General features: G+C 67.7%; 25 protein-coding genes. 12 read left to right on the top strand and 13 right to left on the bottom strand.

Going from position 1 to position 24616, the window contains the following annotated elements; translation table 11 throughout:
• Positions 1-4: 4 nt before the first annotated feature.
• Positions 5-1291: a thymidine phosphorylase gene (locus ACFXHE_RS10745; protein WP_379382110.1), complete on the bottom strand. Its 1287-nt coding sequence runs from the start codon at positions 1289-1291 to the stop codon at positions 5-7.
• A gap of 97 nt (positions 1292-1388) precedes the next feature.
• Complete coding sequence (locus ACFXHE_RS10740; RefSeq protein WP_379381916.1) at positions 1389-1790, bottom strand: cytidine deaminase; 402 nt, start codon at positions 1788-1790, stop codon at positions 1389-1391.
• A 301-nt stretch (positions 1791-2091) separates the two neighbouring features.
• On the opposite strand from ACFXHE_RS10740, the gene sdhC reads away from it, so the two are divergent.
• From sdhC to ACFXHE_RS10715, 5 genes are all read left to right on the top strand, one after another.
• Positions 2092-2484: a succinate dehydrogenase, cytochrome b556 subunit gene (gene sdhC / locus ACFXHE_RS10735; protein WP_379381914.1), complete on the top strand. Its 393-nt coding sequence runs from the start codon at positions 2092-2094 to the stop codon at positions 2482-2484.
• An 8-nt stretch (positions 2485-2492) separates the two neighbouring features.
• Entirely contained in the window at positions 2493-2924 is a 432-nt protein-coding gene (locus tag ACFXHE_RS10730; RefSeq protein ID WP_379381912.1) for a succinate dehydrogenase hydrophobic membrane anchor subunit, read from the top strand.
• 34 nt (positions 2925-2958) lie between these two features.
• Positions 2959-4710, top strand: coding sequence for a succinate dehydrogenase flavoprotein subunit (gene sdhA, locus ACFXHE_RS10725; RefSeq protein WP_379382108.1), 1752 nt, complete (start codon positions 2959-2961; stop codon positions 4708-4710).
• Positions 4710-5477 carry a succinate dehydrogenase iron-sulfur subunit gene (locus tag ACFXHE_RS10720; RefSeq protein WP_354830189.1) on the top strand — a complete coding sequence of 256 codons (768 nt, stop codon included), beginning with the start codon at positions 4710-4712 and terminating at the stop codon, positions 5475-5477. The genes sdhA and ACFXHE_RS10720 overlap by 1 nt, the downstream gene beginning before the upstream one ends.
• Positions 5478-5683: 206 nt before the next feature.
• Positions 5684-6187, top strand: coding sequence for a hypothetical protein (locus ACFXHE_RS10715; RefSeq protein WP_379381910.1), 504 nt, complete (start codon positions 5684-5686; stop codon positions 6185-6187).
• A 107-nt stretch (positions 6188-6294) separates the two neighbouring features.
• On the opposite strand, the gene ACFXHE_RS10710 is transcribed toward ACFXHE_RS10715, so the two are convergent.
• On the bottom strand, positions 6295-6918 hold the full coding sequence (locus tag ACFXHE_RS10710; protein WP_379381908.1) for a PadR family transcriptional regulator: 624 nt from the start codon (positions 6916-6918) through the stop codon (positions 6295-6297).
• A 127-nt stretch (positions 6919-7045) separates the two neighbouring features.
• On the opposite strand from ACFXHE_RS10710, the gene ACFXHE_RS10705 reads away from it, so the two are divergent.
• Together ACFXHE_RS10705 and ACFXHE_RS10700 are read left to right on the top strand one after the other, a co-directional pair.
• Positions 7046-7528 carry a hypothetical protein gene (locus tag ACFXHE_RS10705; RefSeq protein ID WP_379381906.1) on the top strand — a complete coding sequence of 161 codons (483 nt, stop codon included), beginning with the start codon at positions 7046-7048 and terminating at the stop codon, positions 7526-7528.
• Between the two features lie 201 nt (positions 7529-7729).
• The gene (locus ACFXHE_RS10700; protein ID WP_379381904.1) at positions 7730-8620 is read left to right on the top strand and encodes a phenylalanine 4-monooxygenase; all 891 of its coding nucleotides are present in this window, start codon (positions 7730-7732) and stop codon (positions 8618-8620) included.
• Here ACFXHE_RS10700 and ACFXHE_RS10695 read toward each other — a convergent pair.
• Together ACFXHE_RS10695 and ACFXHE_RS10690 are read right to left on the bottom strand one after the other, a co-directional pair.
• Positions 8617-9234, bottom strand: a complete 618-nt coding sequence (locus ACFXHE_RS10695; protein ID WP_379381902.1) for a TetR family transcriptional regulator — start codon at positions 9232-9234, stop codon at positions 8617-8619. The genes ACFXHE_RS10700 and ACFXHE_RS10695 overlap by 4 nt on opposite strands.
• Positions 9224-10738 carry an MFS transporter gene (locus ACFXHE_RS10690; RefSeq protein ID WP_379381900.1) on the bottom strand — a complete coding sequence of 505 codons (1515 nt, stop codon included), beginning with the start codon at positions 10736-10738 and terminating at the stop codon, positions 9224-9226. The genes ACFXHE_RS10695 and ACFXHE_RS10690 overlap by 11 nt, the downstream gene beginning before the upstream one ends.
• A 240-nt stretch (positions 10739-10978) precedes the next feature.
• On the opposite strand from ACFXHE_RS10690, the gene ACFXHE_RS10685 reads away from it, so the two are divergent.
• Both ACFXHE_RS10685 and ACFXHE_RS10680 read left to right on the top strand, forming a co-directional pair.
• Positions 10979-11650, top strand: coding sequence for a SnoaL-like polyketide cyclase (locus tag ACFXHE_RS10685; RefSeq protein ID WP_379381898.1), 672 nt, complete (start codon positions 10979-10981; stop codon positions 11648-11650).
• 83 nt (positions 11651-11733) lie between these two features.
• Complete coding sequence (locus ACFXHE_RS10680; protein WP_379381896.1) at positions 11734-13074, top strand: D-alanyl-D-alanine carboxypeptidase family protein; 1341 nt, start codon at positions 11734-11736, stop codon at positions 13072-13074.
• A gap of 4 nt (positions 13075-13078) precedes the next feature.
• Here ACFXHE_RS10680 and yhjD read toward each other — a convergent pair whose 3' ends face one another.
• The 3 genes from yhjD to ACFXHE_RS10665 all read right to left on the bottom strand — a co-directional run bounded on the left by yhjD (position 13079) and on the right by ACFXHE_RS10665 (position 16164).
• Complete coding sequence (gene yhjD / locus ACFXHE_RS10675; protein ID WP_379381895.1) at positions 13079-14092, bottom strand: inner membrane protein YhjD; 1014 nt, start codon at positions 14090-14092, stop codon at positions 13079-13081.
• Between the two features lie 38 nt (positions 14093-14130).
• Positions 14131-15156 (bottom strand): tryptophan--tRNA ligase, encoded by a 1026-nt coding sequence (trpS, locus tag ACFXHE_RS10670; RefSeq protein WP_364605204.1) that lies wholly within the window; start codon positions 15154-15156, stop codon positions 14131-14133.
• A gap of 63 nt (positions 15157-15219) precedes the next feature.
• Positions 15220-16164 (bottom strand): oxygenase MpaB family protein, encoded by a 945-nt coding sequence (locus ACFXHE_RS10665; RefSeq protein ID WP_379381892.1) that lies wholly within the window; start codon positions 16162-16164, stop codon positions 15220-15222.
• Positions 16165-16277: 113 nt separating this feature from the next.
• Between ACFXHE_RS10665 and ACFXHE_RS10660 the strand changes: the two genes are divergently transcribed.
• On the top strand, positions 16278-16916 hold the full coding sequence (locus tag ACFXHE_RS10660) for a TetR/AcrR family transcriptional regulator (protein ID WP_379381891.1): 639 nt from the start codon (positions 16278-16280) through the stop codon (positions 16914-16916).
• A gap of 51 nt (positions 16917-16967) precedes the next feature.
• Here ACFXHE_RS10660 and ACFXHE_RS10655 read toward each other — a convergent pair whose 3' ends face one another.
• From ACFXHE_RS10655 to ACFXHE_RS10635, 5 genes are all read right to left on the bottom strand, one after another.
• Complete coding sequence (locus ACFXHE_RS10655) at positions 16968-18101, bottom strand: PQQ-binding-like beta-propeller repeat protein (RefSeq protein WP_379381889.1); 1134 nt, start codon at positions 18099-18101, stop codon at positions 16968-16970.
• A gap of 132 nt (positions 18102-18233) precedes the next feature.
• On the bottom strand, positions 18234-19862 hold the full coding sequence (locus ACFXHE_RS10650) for a phospholipase C (protein ID WP_379381887.1): 1629 nt from the start codon (positions 19860-19862) through the stop codon (positions 18234-18236).
• A gap of 115 nt (positions 19863-19977) precedes the next feature.
• A complete protein-coding gene (locus ACFXHE_RS10645; protein WP_379381885.1) occupies positions 19978-20484 on the bottom strand; it encodes a barstar family protein in 507 nt (168 codons plus the stop codon).
• Complete coding sequence (locus tag ACFXHE_RS10640; protein ID WP_379381884.1) at positions 20485-20991, bottom strand: ribonuclease domain-containing protein; 507 nt, start codon at positions 20989-20991, stop codon at positions 20485-20487.
• A 772-nt stretch (positions 20992-21763) separates the two neighbouring features.
• Positions 21764-22570, bottom strand: coding sequence for an exodeoxyribonuclease III (locus ACFXHE_RS10635; protein ID WP_379381883.1), 807 nt, complete (start codon positions 22568-22570; stop codon positions 21764-21766).
• Between the two features lie 69 nt (positions 22571-22639).
• Between ACFXHE_RS10635 and ACFXHE_RS10630 the strand changes: the two genes are divergently transcribed.
• Positions 22640-23494, top strand: a complete 855-nt coding sequence (locus ACFXHE_RS10630; RefSeq protein ID WP_379381882.1) for an alpha/beta fold hydrolase — start codon at positions 22640-22642, stop codon at positions 23492-23494.
• Between the two features lie 250 nt (positions 23495-23744).
• Complete coding sequence (locus ACFXHE_RS10625; protein WP_379381881.1) at positions 23745-24563, top strand: SAM-dependent methyltransferase; 819 nt, start codon at positions 23745-23747, stop codon at positions 24561-24563.
• Positions 24564-24616: the final 53 nt, after the last annotated feature.

Below are 24616 nucleotides of genomic sequence, written 5' to 3'. Positions count from 1 at the left end.
CGGGTCAGACGGTGATGCGGCCCAGAATCAGCGGCTGCTGCTCCACCGCCTCGGTCTCGGAGATGGTGTACGCGCCCCGCAGGATCTCGAGCGCGACCGGGAACGCCTCCGGAGTATCGGTGTGCAGGGTCAGCAGCGGCTGCCCCGGAACAATGGAATCGCCTGGCTTGGCATGCATTTCGATACCCGCCCCGGCCTGCACCGGGTCGCCCTGCCGCGCCCGGCCCGCGCCCAGCCGCCACGCGGCCAGCCCGACATCGAGGGCGTCGAGGCGGGTCAACGTGCCCCCGGCGTCGGCGCGCAGGGTTTCGGTGTGGCGGGCCTGCGGTAGCGGCGCGTCCGGGTCGCCGCCCTGGGCGCGCACGATGGCTCGCCACTGGTCCATGGCCCGGCCGTCGGCGAGAGCGTCGGCCGGGTCGATGTCGGTGATCCCGGCCTGCGCCAGCATCTCCCGGGCCAGGGCGAGGGTGAGGTCGACGACATCGGCGGGGCCGCCGCCCGCCAGCACGTCCAGGGCTTCGCAGACCTCCAGGGCGTTTCCGGCGGTATGGCCGAGCGGGGTGTCCATGGCGGTGAGCAGCGCCACCGTCCGCACGCCCGCGTCGGTGCCGAGTTCGACCATGGCGGTAGCGAGTTCGCGCGCCTGGTCCAGCTGCTTCAGGAAGGCCCCGCACCCGACCTTCACGTCCAGCACCAGCGCCCCGGTGCCCTCGGCGATCTTCTTGCTCATGATGGAGCTGGCGATCAGAGGGATGGATTCCACGGTCCCGGTCACGTCACGCAGCGCGTAGAGCCGTTTGTCGGCGGGCGCGAGGTCGGCCCCGGCAGCGCACACCACGGCCCCGACGGCGGGATCCGACAGCAGTTTCCGCATGCGGTCCACCGGAATGTCGGCCTGCCAGCCGGGAATGGCCTCCAGCTTGTCGAGAGTGCCTCCGGTGTGGCCCAATCCGCGCCCGGACAACTGGGGCACGGCGGCCCCGCAGGCCGCGACCAGCGGCGACAGCGGCAGCGTGATCTTGTCCCCCACCCCGCCGGTGGAGTGCTTGTCGACGGTCGGGCGGCCCAGATCGGTGAAGTCCAGACGCTTCCCGGTGTCGATCATGGCCCGGGTCCAGCGCGCGGTCTCGCGCCGCGTCATGCCGCGCCACACGATGGCCATGGCCAGCGCCGACATCTGCTCGTCGGCCACCTCTCCGCGCGTGAACGCGTCCACCACCCAATCGATCTGCGCGTCGCTGAGTTCGCCGCCGTCACGCTTGGCCCGAATCACGTCCACCGCCGAGTGCACACTCACACCCTCCACCCTGGCACGCGCCCGGCCCGATGTGCACGGATTCCCGCGCGCGCCACGGCGATCAGCGGTTATAGCCCTCGAGCACCGACGGTCAGAGTTGTCCGGCGGCGAGGTCGCCGGGGCCGAAGGAGTCCGGCAGCAAGGTGTTCAGGGTGACGGGGCCGTCGTGGTGATCGACGAGCAACTCGCCGCCGCCGTGTTCGAGCAGGATCTGCCGGCAGCGTCCGCAGGGCATGAGCACGGCGCCTCGGGAGTCGCAGACCGAGACCGCCCGGAGGCGGCCTCCTCCAGTCGAAATCAAGTTACCGACCAGTACACATTCGGCGCAGAGGCCCAAACCGTATGAGATATTTTCCACATTGCAGCCGCTCACTACGCGATCATCGGCGGTGAGAGCCGCGGCCCCGACTGGGAATCGAGAGTAAGGGGCATAAGCCTCTTGCATGACTTCAAAAGCCTTGCCACGCAGGGTCTTCCAGTCAATATCCGACATTTCGGACCATCCTCCCATGGACGTGGCAGCACCCGCGTGATAGGCGTTCCGCCCGGTCGCAAAAATCAGGAAAGGCAAACCTAACTCACAACAATTTGGCCCAACGAGCGGCACGCCGAATTAGTTCCCCTTCACAGCTGGGTTTAGAGTTCACAACAGATCGGTTCAGGTACCCGAAGCGGGCCTGCAGCACTGCCACCGGACGTTTGATTCCGCTCGTGAGCAGGTGGTTTCGACAGTCCGAAGGCTCCGCGCCGGATTCTGACCGGGTCCATCAACGACGTTGGAGGCACCGCACTCTATGACCACGCTAGAAGCTCCGGCCAAGCCGAAGCGGACCCTGTACCGAGGCGACCCCGGCATGTGGTCCTGGGCTCTGCACCGCATCACCGGCGTGACGATCTTCTTCTTCCTGTTCGTCCACGTCCTCGATACCGCGTTGGTGCGAGTCAGCCCGGACACCTACGACCACACGATCGCGACCTACAAGAACCCGATCGTCGCGCTCATGGAGATGGCTCTCGTTGTCTGCGTGCTGTTCCACGCGTTCAACGGCATCCGCATCATCCTGGTCGACTTCTGGTCGCAGGGCCCGCGCTATCAGCGGCAGATGCTCTGGGTCGTGCTGGCGATCTGGATCGTCGTCGCCGGCGCCGGCGTCGGCCGCGAGTTCTTCTACCTGCTGACGAATTGAGAGCCGACATGACCGCACCCATTCTCGGCAAGTCCTACGACCGCCCCGCCTCCCTCGACGCTCCGCGCGCCCCCCGTCGCGTCGGCGGCAACAACTTCGAGAAGTACGCCTGGCTGTTCATGCGTGCCTCCGGCCTGCTGCTGGTCGTGCTGGTCATCGGCCACATGACGATCATGCTGATGCTCGACGGCGGTGTGCACCGCCTGAACTTCGCGTTCGTCGCCGGCCGCTGGGCCTCGCCGTTCTGGCAGATCTGGGACCTCACCATGCTGTGGCTGGCCCAGCTACACGGCGGCAACGGCCTGCGCACCGTCATCGACGACTACGCGCGCAAGGACTCCACCCGCTTCTGGCTGAAGACGCTGCTGGTCGTGTCCATGATCCTGGTCATGGTCACCGGCACCTACGTGATCTTCACCTTCGACCCCAACATCAGTTAAGGACAGGCCACCTCGAATGAGTGAATCCCGACCGATTCAGGAACACCGCTACGACGTCGTGATCGTCGGTGCCGGTGGCGCTGGAATGCGTGCGGCGATCGAGGCCGGTCCTCGGGTCCGCACCGCCGTGCTGACCAAGCTCTACCCGACCCGCTCCCACACCGGTGCGGCGCAGGGTGGCATGTGCGCCGCGCTCGCGAATGTCGAAGAGGACAACTGGGAGTGGCACACCTTCGACACCGTCAAGGGTGGTGACTACCTGGTCGACCAGGACGCCGCGGAGATCATGGCCAAGGAGGCCATCGACGCCGTGCTCGACCTGGAGAAGATGGGTCTGCCGTTCAACCGCACGCCCGAGGGCAAGATCGACCAGCGTCGCTTCGGCGGCCACACCCGTGACCACGGCAAGGCGCCGGTGCGCCGCGCGTGCTACGCCGCCGACCGCACGGGCCACATGATCCTGCAGACGCTCTACCAGAGCTGCGTCAAGCACGACGTGGAGTTCTTCAACGAGTTCTACGTCCTGGACCTGATTCTCACCGACACCGACCGTGGCCCCGTCGCCACCGGCGTGGTCGCCTACGAGCTGGCCACCGGTGAGCTGCACGTGTTCCACGCCAAGGCGATCATCTTCGCCACCGGTGGTTCGGGCCGCATGTACAAGACCACCTCCAATGCCCACACCCTCACCGGTGACGGCATGGCGATCGTGTTCCGCAAGGGACTTCCGCTGGAGGACATGGAGTTCCACCAGTTCCACCCGACAGGCCTCGCGGGCCTGGGCATCCTGATCTCGGAGGCCGTGCGTGGTGAGGGCGGCATCCTCCGCAATGCCTCCGGTGAGCGCTTCATGGAGCGCTATGCGCCGACCATCAAGGACCTGGCGCCGCGTGACATCGTCGCGCGCTCCATGGTGCTCGAGGTCCGCGAGGGCCGTGGCGCCGGCCCGAACAAGGACTACGTGCTCATCGACGTGACCCACCTCGGTGAGGACGTGCTCGAGGAGAAGCTCCCCGACATCACCGAGTTCGCCCGCACCTACCTGGGTGTGGACCCGGTCAAGGAGCCGGTGCCGGTCATGCCGACCTGTCACTACGTGATGGGTGGCATCCCGACCCGCATCCGCGGCGAGGTGCTGCGCAACAACACCGACATCGTTCCCGGCCTGTACGCCGCGGGCGAGTGCGCGTGTGTGTCCGTGCACGGCGCCAATCGTCTGGGCACCAACTCGCTGCTGGACATCAACGTGTTCGGCCGGCGCGCGGGCATCGCCGCCGCCGAGTACGCCCAGCGCGCGGAGTTCGTGGACATGCCGGAGAACCCGGCGCAGATGGTGCAGGACTGGCTGGCCGGTCTGCTCAGCGACCACGGCAACGAGCGCGTCGCCGACATCCGCACCGAGCTGCAGAACTCCATGGACGACAAGGCCGGTGTGTACCGCACCGAGGAGAGCCTCAAGTCCATGCTCGAGGAGATCCAGGTCTTCAAGGAGCGCTACTCGCGGATCACCGTGCAGGACAAGGGCCGTCGCTACAACAGCGATCTGCTCGAGGCCGTCGAGCTGGGCTTCCTGCTGGAGCTGGCCGAGGTGACCGTGGCGGGCGCGGTGAACCGCAAGGAGTCCCGCGGCGGCCACGCGCGCGAGGACTACCCGGACCGCGACGACGTCAACTTCATGCGGCACACCATGGCCTACAAGACCAGCCCGGAGCTCATCTCCGATATCCGCCTGGACTACAAGCCGGTGGTGCAGACCCGCTACGAGCCGATGGAGCGTAAGTACTGATGACTGCTGTCGCTGAAACGCCGCAGAAGCCGGCTCCGGTGCCGGACGGGTCGACCATGATCACGGTCAAGATCGCCCGCTTCAACCCGGAGGACGGGAAGGGCCAGCACTGGGACGAATTCAAGGTTCCGGTGCTGCCGACCGACCGGTTCCTGAACGTGCTGATCTACATCAAGTCCTACCTGGACGGCACGCTCACCTTCCGTCGTTCCTGCGCGCACGGCGTGTGTGGCTCGGATGCCATGCGGATCAACGGCGTCAACCGCCTGGCGTGCAAGATCCTCATGAAGGACATGCTGCCCAAGGGCGGCAAGGAGCTGACGGTCACCGTCGAGCCGATCCGCGGCCTGCCCGTGGAGAAGGACCTCGTGGTGGACATGGAGCCGTTCTTCGACGCCTTCAAGGCCGTCAAGCCGTACCTGATCACCCGTGGCAACGAGCCGACGTTCGAGCGCATCCAGTCCCAGCACGACCGCGCCCGCTTCGACGACACCACCAAGTGCATCCTGTGCGCCTGCTGCACCACCTCCTGCCCCGTGTACTGGAGCGACGGCAGCTACTTCGGCCCGGCCGCGATCGTGAACGCGCACCGCTTCATCTTCGACAGCCGTGACGAGGGCGCCCGCGAGCGCCTCGACATCCTCAACGATGTCGAGGGTGTGTGGCGCTGCCGCACCACCTTCAACTGCACCGACGCCTGCCCCCGTGGCATCGAGGTCACGAAGGCGATCCAGGAGGTCAAGCGCGCCCTCCTGTTCGCGCGGTGAGGATTACCCACTCCCGGGACCCTCAGGGGTGAACCCCTGAAACCCCAGAGTCCGGGGCGAAACTCGAAGGCCGCCCGCATCTTCGGATGCGGGCGGCCTTTCCTGTGAGACGAAGGACACGGGAACCGCGGCGGCGGGTCCGGGCGTTCCCACTTCGAAGGCATCAAGCCCGGTCGCGGCCGGGCGCGCACGTGGAGGAACGTCCTGTGATCTGCTTCTTCGACCCGGCTCACGGCCCGGCCGCCATGCAAGTGACGTGGCAGCCGCAGTGGGGGGTAGCCCGTACCGTCGAGGTCTGCCAATTCTGTGCGCAACGTATCCAGACCACGCAGCCGCCGTTCTATCAGCCGGTGCAGCAGGGTTATCCGCAGCCGGGGTATCCGCCGCAGCCGGGCTATCCGCCGCCCGGTTACCCCGCACAGCCGGGATATCCGCCGCAACCCGGGTATCCGCCCCAGCCGGGGTATGCCCCCCAGCCGGGGTATGCCCCGCAGCCGGGGTACGCTCCCCCACCGCCGCGCCAGGGCCACAGCACCGGCGCCATGATCGGGGCGGGTGCGGCCGGTCTGGTGGGCGGCATGCTGATCGGAGAGATGATGTCCGACGATGACGAGCGCGACGAAGAGCGCGCCTACGAACGCGGATTCGACGACGCCGGCCGTGGCGACTACAACGGCGACGACTACAACAACGACGACGGCTTCTTCTGATCCATCGGCCGCAGCCATCCGAAATATCGAGGCCGCCCACATCTTTCAGATGCGGGCGGCCTTGTTCTATTGCGGGCCATCGCCGTTCGCGTGCAGCGCCGCGCTGCCTACACCGTGGTCTGATCCTGGAAGCGCGCCAGCGATTCCCACGACCAGGTCAGGCTGCCATCGGCGAGATCGGCGAGAACGCCTTCCAGCCAGTGCGATTCGGCGGCGATGAGCGCCCGCTGGTATTCATCCTCGAGCATGGTGATGCGCGGCAGCCCGAACTGCCCGGCCTGCGCCATTCCCGCGTCGATCGCGTCCAGGTCGGCGCGCCGGGCGGCGGCCCTCTTCTCGAGTTCGGCGCGCGCGGCAGCGGGGGTGAGCAGCATCAGAAACGACAGTGCCGCAGGGAATTCCGGGAATTCGTTGCGCGGCGTGCTGACCATCTCGTTGATCCAGGCAATGCACGAGGTCCGGCCCGCGTCGGTGATCTCGTAGACGGTGCGCTCCGGGTACTGCTGATCGCGCCCCGTCTCGCGCACGGCCACCAGGCCGGCCTCCTGCAGGCGCGCGATCGTCTTGTAGAGCTGCGCGCGCTGCCCCACGTTCACGACCTTGTCCTTGCCCCACTCCTTGATGCGACGCTGGATGGCGTACGGGTGCATCGGCTCCAGGTGCAGGATGCCGAGCACCGCCATGGCCAGGGGCGACCGCTTGAACTGCGTGGCCTGGGTCGATGCTGTCATGCCGTCCATCTTACTAGGTGCCCAAAAACTAGTCTCAAGGAACTAGTTGCAATATAACTAGTTCATGTGCCACTATTGAGGAGCAGGCGAACCCGACCAGCACCACCACCTCCGAAAGGACAGGGCCATGAACGCCATCGACACCACCAACACCGGCGCCGACACCGTCAAGATCCACACCGACCACGCCACCACCAAGCGCCTGGGCGACTGGACCCACTCCTCCTCGTTCGAGGTGAAGGCCCGCTACGGCTGCGTCGTCATCGACCTGCGCTCGCCCTGGATCGAGGGCGAGCAGGAGATCGTGGTGCACGCCGACCTCGACCACGCCATGGTCAAGCTGCTGGTGCCCGAGGACGCGGTCATCGACCAGACCGAGCTGGCCTGGACCGGTCGCGGCCAGGTCAAGGACATGGCCCGCCCGCAGGACGCCGCCGGCCGCGTCATCCGGCTCACCGGTTCCAGCACCAAGAGCGAGTTCCGCATCCACCGCGGCGGCATCGCGGTGCTGTCGGCCCTGTTCAGCCGGGAGTTCTTCGAGGACGCCAAGCAGGCGCACCGCGAGGGCCGCACCCCGACCCTGCTCGACCCGGCCAACGCCCCGCGCTGATCACCGCCTCCCGCCGGGCCCGGCTGCAAACGGGTCCGCCGGGAGACCGGCCGAGCCGCCGCGTCGATACGGGTACGAATGCCTACCTGACAGCGGCTCGCCGCTCGTCGTTCACCGACGCCGAGGCCGCTCAGCTGGTCAATCTGACCAGCTGAGCGGCCTTTCATTGTCTAGATCACATACCGGTGCTTGCATCGAAGTATGTTCACCGAGGCTCAGCTGTACTCGCCGGTCACAAAGGGGACCGACGGCGATGTGACAGTGCACTTGAGCGACGAGCATCCGGGTGTGCACGACCCCGTGTACCGGGCCCGCCGCAATGCGATCGCCGCCATGGCGCTGGAGTACCGGCCCGGGGCACAGGTGCCGCGCATCGACTACACCGCGGAGGAGCAGCAGGTCTGGCGGATCATCTCCGCCGAACTGGCGCGTAAGCGGGAACGCTACGCGTGCGCGGAGGTGATCGCGGCCGCCGAGCACCTCGGGCTGCCCTCGGACCATATTCCGCAACTCGACGAGGTGACCGCGAAGCTGTTGCCGCTCACCGGATTCCGGTACGCGCCCGCCGCCGGACTGGTACCGCTGCGGGAGTTCTTCGGCTCGTTCGCCGACCGCATCTTCCACTCCACCCAGTACATTCGCCACCACTCCGCGCCGCTCTACACGCCGGAGCCGGACGCCGTGCACGAAATCCTCGGGCACGCCAATCAATTGGCCAGCCCGCGCTTCGCGGCCGTGTACGAGACGGTCGGCGCGGCGGTGGCCCGGCTGGAGACCGAGCGGGCGCTGAAGTTCCTGGCCGACGTGTTCTGGTTCTCGATGGAATTCGGGGTGCTGCGCGAGTACGGCGAAGTGCGTTGCTACGGTGCGGGGTTGCTGTCCTCGTTCGGGGAGATCGAGGAGTTCCACCAGGCCGAGCTGCGGCCGCTGGACATTCACGCCATGGGGACCATCGCCTACGACATCACCCACTACCAGCCGATTCTGTACTGCGCCGAATCCGTCGGCGAGATCGAGGATGTGGTCGGCGGGTTCTTCGAGACCATGACCGATGAGACGGTGGAGCGGCTCACGGCAGTGAAACCGGCCTAGAGCGGCATACCCGCCTCGAGGAAGTCGATGACGCGCATGATCTGCTCCGGGGTGAACGGCGCGTCGCCGATGAACGCGATCATCGCTCCACTGAGCGCACCGGCGAAGGCCCGCACCTCGAAATCATTTGCGGCACGGCCGGTTCGCCGCGCGATGATCTCGGCGATCAGTTCGATGCTGCGCTCGAACTCCCGGGCCACCGCTCCCCGGAGCTCCGGAATCGAGTAGAGCAATTCCACCCGCTGCTGCTCGAAGGCCAATTCCTCGGGCGACAGGGACGCGAAGGAATCGAGGGTGGCCTGCTTGAACGCGGCCAGCATGGACAGTTCCTTCGGCTGCTTCTCGATGGACGCGATCATGATCGGGTCCAGATCGTCGGCCAGCGCCACCTGCTCCTTGGAGGGGAAGTACCGGAAGAAGGTGCTGGGCGAGATGTCGGCGGCCGCGGCGATCTGCTCGACCGTGGTCTCGTTGTAGCCCTGCTCGCGAAACAGGCGGAAGGCCTCGGTGCGAATGGTGCGGCGGGTACGTTCCTTCTTGCGTTCACGCAGGCCACCCCCGGCCGCGGTCTTCACCGGGGCCGGAGGCGTCGCGGAGGCAGTCTCAGCCGACATGGACCGATTGTCCCGCATCGAGATCTTCGGTCACGACCGGATCCTTGCGGCGGATCACGAAAGCGGCCAGCACCGCGGCGACCGCGCAGATGGCGGTGCACACCCACAGCATGGCGCTCATGCCGTCGACGAAGGCGCTCTGCACGTGGGCCAGCAGGGCCGGGTCGCCGAGCTTGCGGGCCACGCCGACCCCGGCGTTCACGCCGTCGGAGATGGGTGCGCGGTCGAGATCGCCCAGGCCGGAGCGGTACTGGGTGGACAGCACGGTGCCGAGGATGGCGACGCCGACGGTGCCGCCCGCCTGCCGCAGCGCCTGCAGCAGCGCGGATCCGGAACCGGCCCGCTCGGGGGTGAGGTCATCGGTGGCCGCGCCCATGGCCGCGGGCATCACGAATCCCATCCCGAGGCCGAGCAGCACCAGCGCGGCGGCCGCGAAGCCGTATCCGCTGTCCACGGTGATGAGCGCGCCCATGCCGAGACCGGCTGCGAGCAAGGCGAATCCGGCCACCAGCACGGTGCGGACTCCGACCTTCGGCAGCAGCTTGTCCACCACCCGGGAGCCGGCGGCCAGGCCCGCGATGAGCGGCAGCAGGCGCAGGCCGCTGCCGAGCGTGTCGGCTCCCAGCACCGCCTGGAAGTACTGCGGCATGGTGAAGAACAGGCCGAACATCGCGAAGTTCACCAGCACCATGAACACTGTGCCCCAACGGAATCCGGGCTCACCGAAGAGCCCGAGGTCGACCAGCGGGTGCGCGGTGCGACGCTGCCACAGCAGGAATGCTCCGCCCAGGACGACGCCCGCGGTGATGGCGGTCCAGGCCAGGGCGTCGCCCCAGCCCTCCTGACCGCAGCGGATGAAACCGTAGGTGATGCCGAGCATTCCGGCCGCGGACAGCAGAGCGCCGGGCAGATCGATGCGGAAAGTGCTCTCGCTCTTGGATTCCGGGACCAGCAGGCCGACGGCGGTCGCGCCGACGATCACCAGCGGCACATTGAGCAGGAAGGCCGAGCCCCACCAGTAGTGCTGCAGCAGCCAGCCGCCCACGATCGGGCCCAGGGGCAGGCCGATGGCGGTCGAGGTGATCCAGATGGTGATGGCCCGCTGCCGTTCGCGCTGCTCGGGGAAGAGGGTGGGCAGCACCGCCATGGACAGCGGCATCATGATCGCCGCGGCCAGGCCGAGGACCACGCGGCCGGCGACGAGCTGGCCGGAGGACGTGGCGAAGGCGCACGCCACCGAGGCCACGCCGAACAGCAGCAGCGCGGCGAGCAGGAACTTCTTGCGCCCGTATCGGTCGCCGAGGGCTCCCGCCGGGAGCATGAAGGCGGCCAGGGCCAGGGTGTAGGCGCTGCTGAACCACTGCAGCGCGGAGGTATCGGCGTGCAGGTCGACCGCGAGGGTGGGCAGGGCGACGGTGAGCACCGTGACGTCGAGGCCGATGGTCAGCATGGCGACCGCCAGGGCTCCCAGCGCCAGCCAGCGGCGCGCTCCCTGAGCTTTCATGACAGTTCCAATCATTTGGGATCTTCTCGATAATGAGAGAGTCTCTCATTTCGGAGAGACTGTCAATTCTTGTCGTGTCATGGGTCGGGGCGGGCCGGGATGGGGCGAATCACCATTCCGCTGTCTGGTACCGGAGTCCCAAATGCTTGTCGCGACATGAAGTCCCCGTGCTGTTACCGTCATGCGGTCCGTTTCTGAGATCTATGACCCCCCAACGGGTCTGGACACGTGAGGCACGAAATGACCGACCAAGCAACCGAATCCGTCGAGACCCCGCTGCACCTGCAGGGCCGTGACGCCGTCATCGCCGCTGCGGCGCCGGAGGATTGGCGTGAAGGCGCGCCCGACTACCACCTGAGCAAGGAAGTCATTCCGGTCGAGCGCACCACCCAGCACGCGCCGGATTCGCTGGAGCACATCGTCGAAGAGCTGGTGAAGGTCTTCGAGATGGAGGTCTCGCACAAGAAGGACCCGGCCACCTGGGTCTCGCTGGTGGCCGAGCACTACCGCGGCCGCGTCAACGGCGGAAACTGGCAGGACGCAGACGAATTCGCGAGCATCGGGTCCTACAACATCCTGATCGGCGAGAACCCCTTCTACGACGCCGCGGGCGAGACCTTCGAGACCTCGCACAAGATCTTCCACACCGCGTTCCCGGGCGGCTTCTTCTGGGAGGTGCTCGAGGTGCTGTCCGGCCCGCCGACCGTCACCTTCAAGTGGCGCCACTGGGGTCGCTACGAGGGCGAGTACAAGGGCCACCAGCCCACCGGCGAGCTCATCGAGATGACCGGCGTCACCATCGCCAAGGTCTCCGAGGACCTGCGCATCCTCGAACTCGAGCACTTCTACGACAACAACAAGCTGCTCGGCCCCCTGGCCCACGGCTGCCCGGTCACCCACACCGCCAACTAGCCGCTCCCCCAGGCCGACACGGTCACGACCGTGCCGCGGCACACGCGCGCCGGGGTGACCGGTCGGCTATAGAGTCGGGCGCGATGAGTATCCGCAGGTATTCGCGCCGAACCGTGCACCCGGCCGCTGGTCGGCGGCGCGCCCCCCTTGTCACCGTCGCGGCCCTGGCGGCCGGTCTCACCGTGTTCGCCGGGGTCGCCTTCGGGCCGCTACCGGGTGCGGCGCAGGCCCAACCGTCCGCTACGACAACGCCGTTCACCACGCCCAATACCGACGGCTGCCCGAACAAGACGGCTCCGCCGCCGCCCATCGACACCTCCGAGGCGCCCGAGCCGGGGCAGACGGCGCCGGCGGCGCTGCCGATTCCGAATCCGCCGATCGGGGGCAAGCAGCTCGGCGGGTGCGGCGTCATCCTGCCGTCGGGGGCGGGGCCGCTGCCGGAGGGGATCTCGGCCACCGCCTGGGAGGTGGCGGATCTGGATACCGGGCGGGTCATCGCGGCCAAGGATCCGCACGGGCGCTACCGGCCCGCCTCCACCATCAAGGTGCTGCTGGCGGCGGTGGCGATCCCGGCGCTGGACCTGGACAAGACGGTGATCGGCACCCAGGACGACGCGAATGCCGACGGCACCCGGGTCGGCATCGGACCGGGTGGGCGCTACACCAACAAGCAGCTGTTCCAGGCGCTGATCATGGCGTCGGGCAATGATGCGGCGCATGCCATCTCGACCCAGCTGGGCGGGGACGACGCCACCGTCGCCAAGATGAACACGCTCGCGAAACAGTTGCAGGCGTTGGACACCCGGACCGCCACGCCCTCGGGTCTGGACGGGCCGGGCATGAGCATCTCGGCCTACGACCTGGCGCTGCTGTTCCGGCACGCGATGACGCTGCCGCTGTTCGCGGAGCTGATCCACACCGAGCAGGTGGACTTCCCCGGCTACCCGGCCGACCCGAAAAACCCTGACGACAAGGATCATCCGGGCTTCCCGATCGGCAATGACAACCATCTGCTCTTCGAGTACGACGGCGCGATCGGCGGCAAGACCGGCTACACCGACGACGCCCGGCAGACCTTCGTCGCGGCCGCGCAGCGCAATGGCCACCGCTATGTGGTGACGCTGCTCAAGGCGGACGTGCGGCCCTTCCGGCCGTGGGAGCAGGCGGCCAAACTGCTCGACTACGCCTTCGCGCTGCCGGCCGGCGCGACCGTGGGCAGCATGCCCGACGGCAGCTCCGGCGGCGCGAATCCCTCGGTGGCACTGGCGAGTCCGCCCGCCCGGACCGATGCCGAGCCCGCCCCGGCCGCGGATTCCGGTTCCAGCTCCGACCACCACGATCTGCGGATCGCCCTGATGGCCGTCGGCGTGATCCTGGTCCTGGTGCTGCTGTTGAGCGCGCGCCGGATGAGCCGGCGCCGCTGAGCGGTCAGCGGCGGCGCAGCATCGAAAGCAGCGTCGCCGCAAGGGCTCCCGCGCCGAACCAGGCCGCACCCGCTCCGGCGGAGAGTCCGCCCGCGGTCGTCCGGGGCCGGATGATCGCCGGGGCGGGCGGCGGGATCTCCGCGGGCACCTCGTTGTCCGCGGCCGTGGCGGCCCAGGCGGTGGCGAAGAGGATGATCCGCGCGGTGAAGTAGCTGAAGACCATCAGGCCGATGATCGGCCCGAAGACCACCCCGGCCGGGCCGTTGACCACCGATCGCAGAATGACCGAGGCCAGCTGCTTGAACGCCTCGAAGATTACCGCCGCGATCATGGCCGCGCGGGCGGCACTGCGGAAGGTGACCGGATGCAGCGGGAGGCGCGCGATGATCCAGACGAACACGGCCCAGTTGGCCACCACCGCCAGCAGCAGCGACGCCACGGTGAGCAGGACCTTCGCCCAGGCCGACTCGTGCACGTGCAGGCGGTTGAGCAGGTGGGTGATCAGGCCGCCGGAGGCCAGCACGGACAGGCCGAGGGAGACGAGGATGGCGAGGAACAGCCCGATCAGCGCCAGCAGGTCGGAGACCTTGGCGAGGAACCAGTTTCGCTTCTTACTGGGCTGATCCCACTGCTCGCTGAGCGCTGCCCGCAGGTTGCCGATCCAGCCCAGTCCGGCGTAGGCGCCGGTCACCAGACCGATGGAGCCCACGCCCGTCCGCGACTCCACGGCCCGGTGGATCAGGTCGTTGATCTGGCTGCCCGCGTCGCCCGGAATGTTCTCGACGATCTTGTTCTGAATATCGGTGAGCCACTGCGGATTCCGCGACAGCACGAAGCCGGCCACCGCGAAACCCACCATCACCAGCGGAAACAGCGACAGCACCGTGAAGTAGGTGATGCCCGCGGCGTAGTAGTCGCCGCGCTGACGCTGATAGCGCTCGCCCGCGCGGACCAGGTGATCCAGCCAGGGACGACGCTGGATCTGCCGCGCGATCCACGCCTTCACGTTCCCGAACACACCGCCACCTCCGCACACCCGGACGCGCGGCGGCCGGTTCAGCGGGCCAGGAAGCCCACCCGGTCGTACACCTGCGCGAGAGTCTTGCCGGCGACCTCCCGCGCCCGCTCGGCCCCCGCGGCGAGGATGCGGTCGAGTTCACCCTGGTCGGACATGTATTCTTGCACCTTCGCGCGCAGCGGCGTCACGAACTCGATGAGCGCGTCGGCGGTGTCCGATTTCAGGTCGCCGTAGCCCTTGCCGGCGTAGTCCTGCTCGAGCGTGACGATCGGAGTGTCGGTCAGCGAGCTGAGGATGACCAGCAGATTGCTCACGCCCGCCTTGGTCTCCGGGTCGTAGCGGATCTCACGCTCGGTGTCGGTGACCGCGGAGCGGATCTTCTTCGCCGAGACCTTGGGATCGTCGAGCAGGTTGAGCAGGCCCGCGTCGCTGTTGGCCGACTTGCTCATCTTGGCGGTCGGGTCCTGCAGGTCGTAGATCTTGGCGGTGCCGGTCACGATGTGCGGCTCGGGCACCACGAAGGTCTTCTTGTAGCGAGTGTTGAAGCGCTGCGCCAGGTTTCGGGTCAGCTCCAGGTGCTGGCGCTGGTCTTCCCCGACCGGCACCAGCTGGGCGCGGTAGAGCAGGATGTCGGCGGCCATCAGCACCGGGTAGGTGAACAGACCGACGGTGGCATTGTCCGCGCCCTGCTTGACCGACTTGTCCTTGAACTGGGTCATCCGGCTCGCCTCGCCGAACCCCGTGATGCAGTTCAGCACCCACGCCAGCTCGGCGTGCTCGGGCACCTGGGACTGCACGAACAGCGTGGACTTCTTGGGGTCCAGCCCCAGGGCCAGCAGCTGCGCGGCCGAGATCTTGACCCGCGTACGCAGCTGCTTCGGGTCCTGCGGCACCGTGATGGCGTGCAGGTCCGGAATGAAATAGAAAGCGTCGTAGTCGTCCTGCAACCGCACCCAATACTGCAGCGCGCCAAGGTAGTTGCCGAGGTGGAAGGAATCGCTGGTGGGCTGGATTCCGGACAGGACCCGCTGCTTACGCTCAGCGGCGGCTTCAGGGCTCGACATGGCTCGAGCTTAATTTGCCCCTCCGCTTCGCTCCGGGGCGGGGTCGTCCGCCAAAGCAGCCGGTCATGCGCCGATTCGGTCCGACAAGGGGCGCGGATCGACCCCCGGCATGCTGGGCCGCCCGGAGCCGATCAGGCGCTGTTCGCGGCGGGTGGCCAGCTTGTAGAGGGGGTAGCTGGGGCCGGTCATCGGGGCGGTCAGAGGGTTGCCGACCAGAGGTGGGGAGAGGTGGGCGGTGCGGACGGCTCGGGCCAGGCTGCGGAAGGCGACTTGTTCGCGCAGGCCCCAGTCGAGGTCGTACATGTCGCGGACGCGCTTGGGGAGGCTGCCCTGGACCAGGAGGGAGAAGCCGGTGAGGGCCTGCTGGATGGGGGCCGGCAGGGGGTGGGCGACGCGCTGGCCCATGAGGTAGGAGCCGACCAGTTTGGCCTCCTCGGTGAGGTGGGGCTCGTCTGAGGCCAGGTAGCCGTCGAAGTAGTCGCGGAATTCGCGGTAGGTGTAGGGGGCGGCGCTGCGGGGCATGCCGAACAGTTCGCCCCAGCGCACGTAGTCCTGGTACAGCCCTTCCCGTTCGGTCGGGGTGAGGCGGCGGACCAGCAGATCGTGCATGACCTCGGCGGAATCGAAGGTGAAGGCCATGGTCATGAACATCAGATGCGGGTCGGCCGCGGAGTAGTGGGTGCCGGCCGGGTTGGCAGCGCCCGCGTCCTCCGGCAGCATGCCGTCGACCGGGGCGTGCCGTTTACGGGTGAAAGCCCGTGCGCGATCGGCCTCTTCGCGGGTGCCCAGGGAGACGGCCTCGAACAGGCGGCCGGTGAGGGCGAGCCGGGTGTAGGGCGTGGTCCGATGCTGGGTGTTCTCGGCGGTTCCGACATAGAGCAGCGGGTGCACCGCGCCGATCACCAGCGCCCGCTGGCCGTAGGTGAGTCCGACCGCGCGCTTGCGCATGACCCTGCGGATCATCGAGTCGTCGGAGAAGTAGCCGCTCTGAGCCGCGCGTGCAGGCATCGTTGCCTCCCGGTGGGTGTGATGCGGGCCATCACATCTGGCAATAGAGTCCCCCAGATTCCAGATTCCGGCAAGACCTTCTGCCAGAATCGCGGCCGTGCCAGAATCGGTTCGTGACCGGGCAACGGACCTACGGCGGCATCTCCGCGGACGAACGCCGCACCCAGCGCCGCACCGCCCTGCTCGACGCCGCCCTCGACATCCTCGGCACCCAGGGCATCGACAAGCTCACCGTCTCCGCCCTCTGCACCGGCGCGGGACTCAACGAGCGCTACTACTACGAGAACTTCGACAACCGCGACGCCGTGCTGTCGGCACTGTTCGACACCATCGCCGAGGAGCTGGCCGGCGCCCTGCTCGCCGCACTGCACACCGCCCCCGACGACCCGCGCGCCAAGGCGCACGCCGCCATCACCGCGGGCATCCACGTCCTCACCGACGATCCGCGCAAGGCCCGGGTGGCCCTGGTGGTCAGCTCCGCCACCCCCGAATTACGCACCCGCACAACGCACACCATCAAGGCGTTCGCGAATATCGTGGCGGCCGAGGGCATCGACTTCTACGGCCTCACCGAGGGCGACCCCCTGCCCGTGATCGGTTTCCGCGCCACCTACCTGGTCGGCGGCCTGGTCCAGACCCTCACGGCCTGGCTCCAGGGCGACCTCCCCATGACCCGCGACGAGCTCATCGACGCCACCACCGACGTTTTCGTGCTGCTGGGCGAGGATCTGGCTCGGCAGATCCGTCGCTGAGCCGCGCGCTCTCCCAGCCGCCGGAATCGTAGCCCCGCAGGGGAATCCGAGTCAGCGCACGATGGCGATCACGGCGGATGCGCCCGGGTCGTCCTCGGTGGATTCGACGTAGCAGTGGGCATCGCCGGCGGCGAAGGACACCTGCGATCCGGCCTTGTCCGGAATCGATTGCGTCCAGCGGACGGCGCTGGTGTGCGCGTCGATCGCACGGAGGGTGCGGTCGGCCAGCAGGTAGAAGGCCCCTGCGCTCGGGTATCCGCCGACATCGGCCGCGGCACCCTGATCGGCGATGCAGATACTCCACAGCTTGGCCGCCTCGCCGCCGGGAGTCATGGCATGCAGCCTCTCGCCGTCACACAGGTAGTAGGCGTCGCCGGAACCGAAGACGACGCCGGCCGTGTAGGGCAGGGCGGGCGTGGTCCACAGCGCCGCACCGGTTTTCGGATCCAGGCCGGAGACGATGTGGGCGCCGTCGGTCGCCAGTACGGCACCCTGGACCAGGCCGGTGGCGATGGTACTGGCCGAGACCGCCGAGTCGCCCGCGCGGGACCAGGCGGTCGCACCGGTCCCGAGGTCGAGGGCGACGAGATCGCCGCCCGTGCCGGGACTCTGGTTGTAGAGGAGTGAACCGCTGTCGGGCACCGACAGCGCCTCGGCGTCGCAGGGCACCCGCCAGCGGACGGCCTTGCTCTTCATGTCCACGGCCCACGCCTCGCGCCCGCCCTTGTCGCGATCGGAGGCGATCAGATAGAGCACCCCGTCCCGCACACCGAAGACTCCGCCGAGCACGACCCCCTCGGGTGCGTCGAAGGACCAATTCCGTTTCCCCGACGCCAGATCCACGGCCACGGCCCGATCCCCGGCGTCATCGGGTTCGGCCCCGCAGACCACGAGGGCGTTGCTCCAGACGCAGGAATGACGGCCGATCCCCGGTGTCGTGATCGGGAACCGCCACAACTCGCGTCCGCTCCGGGCCTCGAGCCCCGTGAGCACGGCGGCGTTTTCCACCACTACCGTGCCCGCGCCGTACCGCAGTCCCCGCACCTCGCCGTCGACCTGGTATTCCCAGGCGATGCTCCCGGACGCCGCGGTCCCCGCCACCCGCCGCGGCGCGGCGCACGCGGCCGTCACCCCGGCGAAGGCGAGAATCGCCCCGTCCCGCAACACTTTTCGACGACTGATCACAACCGGACCCCACTCGCTCGACACACTGTCAGCGACTATAGGGGGAACCGCCCTCGCCCGAATACAAAACCGCCCGGCCTTTTCCAATGGATCGGGTCCACGGGATCGGGCCGGGCGGTCAGCGCATCCGGGCTAGCTCGCGGCGCCGGTCTTCGGGTCGAGCTGCAGGGCCGGCTGCGCGGCGGCCTTGAAGTCGAACATGGCGTCGAGGGTGCCGGCCTTCTCGTCGAACGAGTCGTCGCCGATGCGGCCGGTCTTCCAGTTGTCCTCGATGAACTTCAGGACCGAGGCCTGGTCGGTCACGCCGTGGTCGACGAAGTTGGCCTTCGAGTAGGGCGAGACGACCAGCAGCGGCACGCGCTGGCCGTAGCCGCAACGGCCCTGGTACTTGGCCGGATTCGCCTTGGCGTCACCGCAGACGCCGGGCCCGCTGTAGCCGTCCTGCTCGGAGGCGGAGTTCATGACCAGCTTGGGCGCCGCGTGGTCGTACCAGCCGTCGGAGTCGTCGTAGGCGATGACGACCGCGGTGTCCTTCCAATCCGGCAGCTTCTGCAGGTGGTTGATGGTCTCCACCAGGAACTGCTGCTCGTCCAGCGGATCGGAGTAGGCGGCGTGGCCGTCCTGGTAGCCGGCGGCTTTCAGGTAGCTGACGGCGGGCAGGTTGCCCTTGTCGGCGGCGGCCCAGAAGTCGGTCAGGTCGTACTGGTGGTTGGCCTGATCGTCGTGGCCGATCTTGTCGACCGAGGCCGGCGGCAGGTGGTGCGGGTTGGCCGTCGACGCGAAGTACTGGAACGGCTCGTGGTGCGGGATGTAGTCGCCCTTGGTGTCCCAGGCCTTGTCACCGGTCTTGCCGGTACCGCCCAGTGCCGCACCGACATTGTGGGTGGCGCCGCAGACGGCCTTGCCGTCCTTGGTGTCGGTGGGCTTGAAACCGCCCTGGAAGAAGCCCCAGCTGACGCCCTTCTTGTTGAGCAGGTCGCCGATGGTGGTGCCGCTCATCTGGACGGTGTCGCGGTTGGAGCAGTCGTCGCCGTAGGGCTGCGGGTCGCCGACCACGGTGCCCTGGCCGTTGCCGGCGTTCTCCAGCACGGTGTCGGCAGGGAAGGGCTGGCCCGGCTTGGGCGGCTCCATCTTGGTGACGCCGTGGGTCTGGCCCGCGACCAGGTTCAGCGCGCCCACGGTGGACGGGCCGAAGGTGGAGGTCCAGGAGTTGTCGCTCATGGCGTAGTGCTGCGCGTAGTTCCACAGCGCGGTCACCGAATTGCCGTCGTAGTAGCCCATGACCAGGCCCTGCGGGCCGTAGATCGGCGGCTTGCAGGCGCTGCCCTCGGACACGTTGGTGTGCTCGACGAACTGGTCCATCTTGCCGCCGTTGAGGGCGAGCTGCTCGTCCTTGTACTCGTGGTCCTGGTCGCAGGTGATCTGCTGGTTCGGACCGCCGAGGCGCACGGGCTGCGCCTTGTTGGGGTTCTTGGTGAGCAGATCCGGCGTGAGGCCGTCCACCTTCGGCGTGTTCGGCTGCGCGGTGAACGTGGTGCCGTCGGTGTTGGCCGCGTTCGGGTACGTGCCGAAGTAGTGATCGAAGGAGACGTTCTCCTGGAAGATCACCACCACGTGCTTGATGGGCGTCGCGGTGTCGGTGTCCGGCGCCGCCTGGTCGGACGACGACGAACACGAGGTGGCGCTCAGCGCGACCAGCGCGGCGAACGCGGCGGCGGCGCGGCTTCGTTTGCCGAAGCGACGGCGTGCCGAAGCGGGCATGGAACCTCCAGGTCTATCCGGATCGCGTCAGGTTGCGATCGCATAGCGGAACCATTGCAGCGTCCAGGACAGTTTTGTTCGACCGCAGGTTAACTGGAGTGGAAAGTCCGGTGAATCAAGAATTTTCGGTTTCGCGGTCGAGGGCCAGGGGTATCACCGGCAATCCGGGTGGCGTGGCGTCCTGCAGGACCACCCGGAAGGGGATGCCGCGGGCCGCCCAGATGGTCGCGCAGTCGGCCATGGCCTCGGCGAACCAGTCGCGCTCGTCGGGCTGGCGGTCGAGCATGAGCGCGGCATTGCGGATCACCACCACGTATCCCTGTGCGGCTCCGACGAATTCGTCGAGGTCGCGGAGGCATTCGTCGAAGGCGTCCTTGTTCTCCCCGAAGTAGTAGGGGAATTGGAAGGCGGCGGCGAACTCGTCGAAAACCTCGGTGACCGTGCGCATCTTGCGGCCGCGCAGTTCCCGGGCGACGTAGTCGTCCGGAATCCGGTAACGGACGCCGGAGAATTCGGCCGCGCCGATGGGCAGCACCCCGAGCACCGGAGCGGGGGCCCGTCGCTCGGCGACATCTTCGGCGGTAGCGGAGAGGAACTGCGACAGCGGCATCGGTTCGGTCATTCAGCGCATCCTCGTGAAGGTTTTGTAGTGGTCCCCTGTGTAATAGGCCGAACCGTCGCTGCCGGTGATGATGCGCTCGGCGTCGCGGGTCTGGCCGGGCTGCTTGGGATTCACATCCCATTCTTGATAGCTGATCGCCTTGCCGGAGGCGTCCTTGCGGGGCAGGCTACCGTCCCGGTTGTTCCAGGTGTCGCCGCCGTGGGTGCCGGGCGCGTTGGCGGAGCCCGGCCAGCGCCCGGCGTCGATCTCGACCAGGGTCCTGTACGCCTGATCGGGCACGCCGGCCACCTTGGAAGGCGGGGCCGCTTGATCGGCCACGCCGGGAGCCGGTGTGACACCACCCGGCTTTGCGGTCGTCTTGACCACCGATGTGACAACGGGTTTGGCGCTGCCCGTGTTGTTCGGATGGTCGGTATTGATCCGGTTGGCGACGATGGCGGCGATCAGCGCGAGCACGGCCACCCCCAGCGTCAGCCAGGCGCTCTGCTTCCTGGAGACCTTCTTCACCGGATCGACTCGGTTCCGCAAACCAGAGAATCCCTGTTGACCAGGTAAGAAGCCGTACTGCCGACCTGTTCGAGTGCCTTACTGGTTGCCCGGCTATCCGTCATGACTGACGAATCTACGTCACCACCCGACAGTCGGAGCACCGCCGGAACCGTATGTGATGGAGAGGATCGGACAGCGGCCGTGGCGACCACCGACCTGGATGTTTCCGCCTTGAATAGGTGGCCACGCGCCCAGAGGTTCGCGGCAACCCTCAGCGGGACCGCGCTTCGAGCGCTCGGCGGATCAGTGCTCGGGCAGCCTCCGCCTTCCGAGTCACCCTTGCCGAGGAAATGCAATCGCATAATCGGTCCCCAATCGGTTCTATGCGCGCTCATGCCCGCATGGGGATGCTGTACCGGCTGCTGCGCCGCATCGACTGTGCGGTCGTGATCACTCCGAACCTGGCGCATGTCGGTGGAAACCCCAGGCGTGTAACAGCTTTCACCGACCCGCAGACCGTGGAACCTGCTGCGTGTCATCACTGGCGGACCAAGGTGCCACGCTGCGAGTTGGACGAAGCGCTGGCGCCGGACAGCGCCGGGGAGAGTGCTGGTTCTCCAGAGCCCGGAGGCCATTGCGATGCTCGGGAGCCGCGAGAGCAGGTGAGGCGATAGCCGGTCGAACGCACTTCGCGGGAAGACCCGGGGTACCTGGTCGGCCGGTCAGGGGAATTTGCTCGGAGGGGGATTCAGCCCGAGGGGTACCCGTCTTGCGGGTACCCCGGGCTTCTTCATCGGTACTGCACCGTCACGGGCGCGTGGTCGGACCAGCGTTCGGCGTAGGTTGCGGCCTTCTCCACTACTGCCTGCTTGGCGCGGGCGGCGATCTCGCCGCGCGCCAGCTGGTAGTCGATACGCCAGCCGGCGTCGTTGTCGAAGGCGCGGCCGCGGTAGGAGTGCCAGCTGTAGGGGCCGGGGACGCCGGGGTGCAGTTCGCGGACCACGTCGACGTAGCCGGCGGCCAGCATGGACGACACCCAGGCGCGTTCCTGTGGCAGGAACCCCGCGTTCTTGACGTTGCCCTTCCAGTTCTTGATGTCGAGCTCGGTGTGCGCGACATTCCAGTCGCCCATGATCACGAACTCGCCCGGGTGGGCCAGCATGCGTGCGCCGATGGCGTCCAGGAAGCGGTACTTCTCGTCCTGTAGCGGGGTGTCGGCCTCGCCGGTGTGGACGTAGACGCTGGCGATGGTGAGATCCTCGAAGTCGGCCTCGACATAGCGGCCGAGCGTGGCGAATTCCTCGACGGGAGACCAGCTTCCGTCCTGGAAGAGGCCGACGCCGACGCGCACCGCGTCGGGCTGGTGCCGGGACAGGATCGCCACGCCCGCCCGGCCCTTCAGGCCCGGTTCGGCATGGCTGAGGAACCATCCGGCGTCCAGCGCGGGCGCTAGCGCGCTACGCGTTTGCTCATCGGTCGCCCGCGTCTCCTGCAGGCAGACGATATCGGCCTCGGTCGCGGCCAGCCATTCGAGCAATCCCTTGCCCGCCGCGGCACGCACCCCGTTCACGTTGCACGTACTGATGATTTTCGCCACTTCACGACCGTACAATGCGGCTTACCGACTCTCTTCACGGACATCGAGGTCCAGGAAGGGGTGACGACGATGACGTCAGGCACCACCCGGCCCACCGCCCCGCCCGCGCCCATCCGCGCGCTCCACACCGGCTCCGGCGAACCACTGCTCCTGCTGCACGGATTCATGCTGTCCCCGCATTGCTGGGAGCAGGTCGCACAGCGCATGTCGAGCCATTGCGAAGTGTTCGCTCCGGCCTTCACCGGGCACTGGGGCGGCCCCGAACTCGAGGGCTGGTACCTCGATGTCAGCGCCCTTGCCGACCGGGTCGAGGACCAGCTCGACGAGATGGGCTGGCGAACCTGCCATATCGCGGGCAATTCGCTCGGCGGCTGGGTCGGCTTCGAGCTGGCCCGCCGGGGCCGGGCCCGCACCCTCACCGCTATCGCGCCCGCGGGCGGCTGGCAAACCCCCTCCGCGCTGCAGCTTCGCGTCGGGCTGAAGTTCCTGTCGATGGTGCCGTTCGTGGAGATCGGCAAGCATCTGCCGGCCGCCGTCGCCTACAGCGGGTTCGTCCGGCAGGCAGTGGCGCTGCTGCTCACCAAGAACACCGAGGCGGCCTCGCGGGCGGGCATCGAGGCGGCCATCACCTCGGCCATGCACTGCAAGGCCATGCTGCCGATGCTGGTGAGCGGCCTGCGATTCCCGGCCCTCGAGCACCTGGCCACGCTGCGCACCCCGGTGCGGCTGCTCATGTGCGAGAACGACCGGATCATCCCGAATCGCCTGTACGCCCGCCGTTTCCTGGAGGAACTGCCGGAGTCGGCGGACCGCATCCTGGTCCACGACGTCGGCCACGTTCCCATGCTCGAGGCGCCCGACCGCATCGCGACCCTGATCGCCGAGCACGTCTACGCCAGCCGCACCCGATTGCGGGCGGTCTGACGAGCCCCGAACCACCCACGCTCTCCGGCATACCCGGCGCTACCTGGAACCGTGCACCGGAACTCGTTCAGTTACATAGGATTACGACGGATCCACGTCGCCAGGTTCGCGGCCCGTCTCGTTCTGGACTGAGCGGAGCGGAGGAGCGAAGCGGGGGAGCGCAGGGAGGGAAGAACGAGACCTCCAGGGCCGCGAACCCGCCCGGAGCGAAGCGGAGGGCAAAATTCGATACTGACAGGGGTGTGTGGAGATGACGGAACAACCGCAGGTGGACCAGTCCAAGCCCAGCATTGCCCGGGTGTACGACTATCTCCTGGGCGGCAAGGACAATTATGCGCCCGACCGGGAGGTCGGGGACTTCTTCATCAAGGATCTGCCGGGTTCGGTGGACATCGCGTACGCGAATCGGAATTGCCTCGTGCGCGCCATCGGTGAGATCTCGCGCGCCGGGATCAAGCAGTTCGTCGACATCGGCAGCGGCCTGCCCACCGCCGACAATGTGCACCAGGTGGCGCAGCGGCACCAGTCCGAGCCGCACGTGGTCTATGTCGACAACGACCCCATCGTGCTGGCGCACGGCCGCGCGATTCTGGAGACGGACGAGTTCACCACCGTCATCCAGGCCGACCTGCGCGATTCCGAGGCGATCCGCCACCATCCGGAAGTGGAGCGGCTCATCGACTTCTCGCAGCCGGTGGCCGTGATCTTCAGCGCCATCCTGCACCACCTCAACAATGACGAGAAGCCCGAGCAGGTGGTCCGCTACTGGGCCGACCAGATCCCTTCCGGCAGCATGCTCTACATCTCCCACTTCCGGTCCGGCTTCAACGAGGAGACCCGGGTCGCCGAGCAGAAGCTGCAGGCCACCTTCGGCCGCGGCCGCTGGCGCACCGACGAGGAGATCCTGGGCCTGTTCGGCGATCTCGAAATCCTGGAGCCTGGCCTGGTGCCCTGCTCCCTCTGGCGCCCCGAACCCACCGCCGAGGGCGTGGCCCGCATCGGCAGCGACCACCACGACCTCAGCGTCTGGGAGCAGCTGATCTCCGCGGCCCTCTCCCGCAAGCCCTGAGCCCCGAAACCCCTTGCGCCGCCCGCTGATCGCAGCACGCGATCAGCGGGTGT

The organism is Nocardia sp. NPDC059229, from assembly GCF_042754165.1.
GTDB lineage: Bacteria > Actinomycetota > Actinomycetes > Mycobacteriales > Mycobacteriaceae > Nocardia.
The sequence above is the reverse complement of the archived record's forward strand: the minus strand, read 5'-3'. Positions and strand labels throughout refer to the sequence as shown.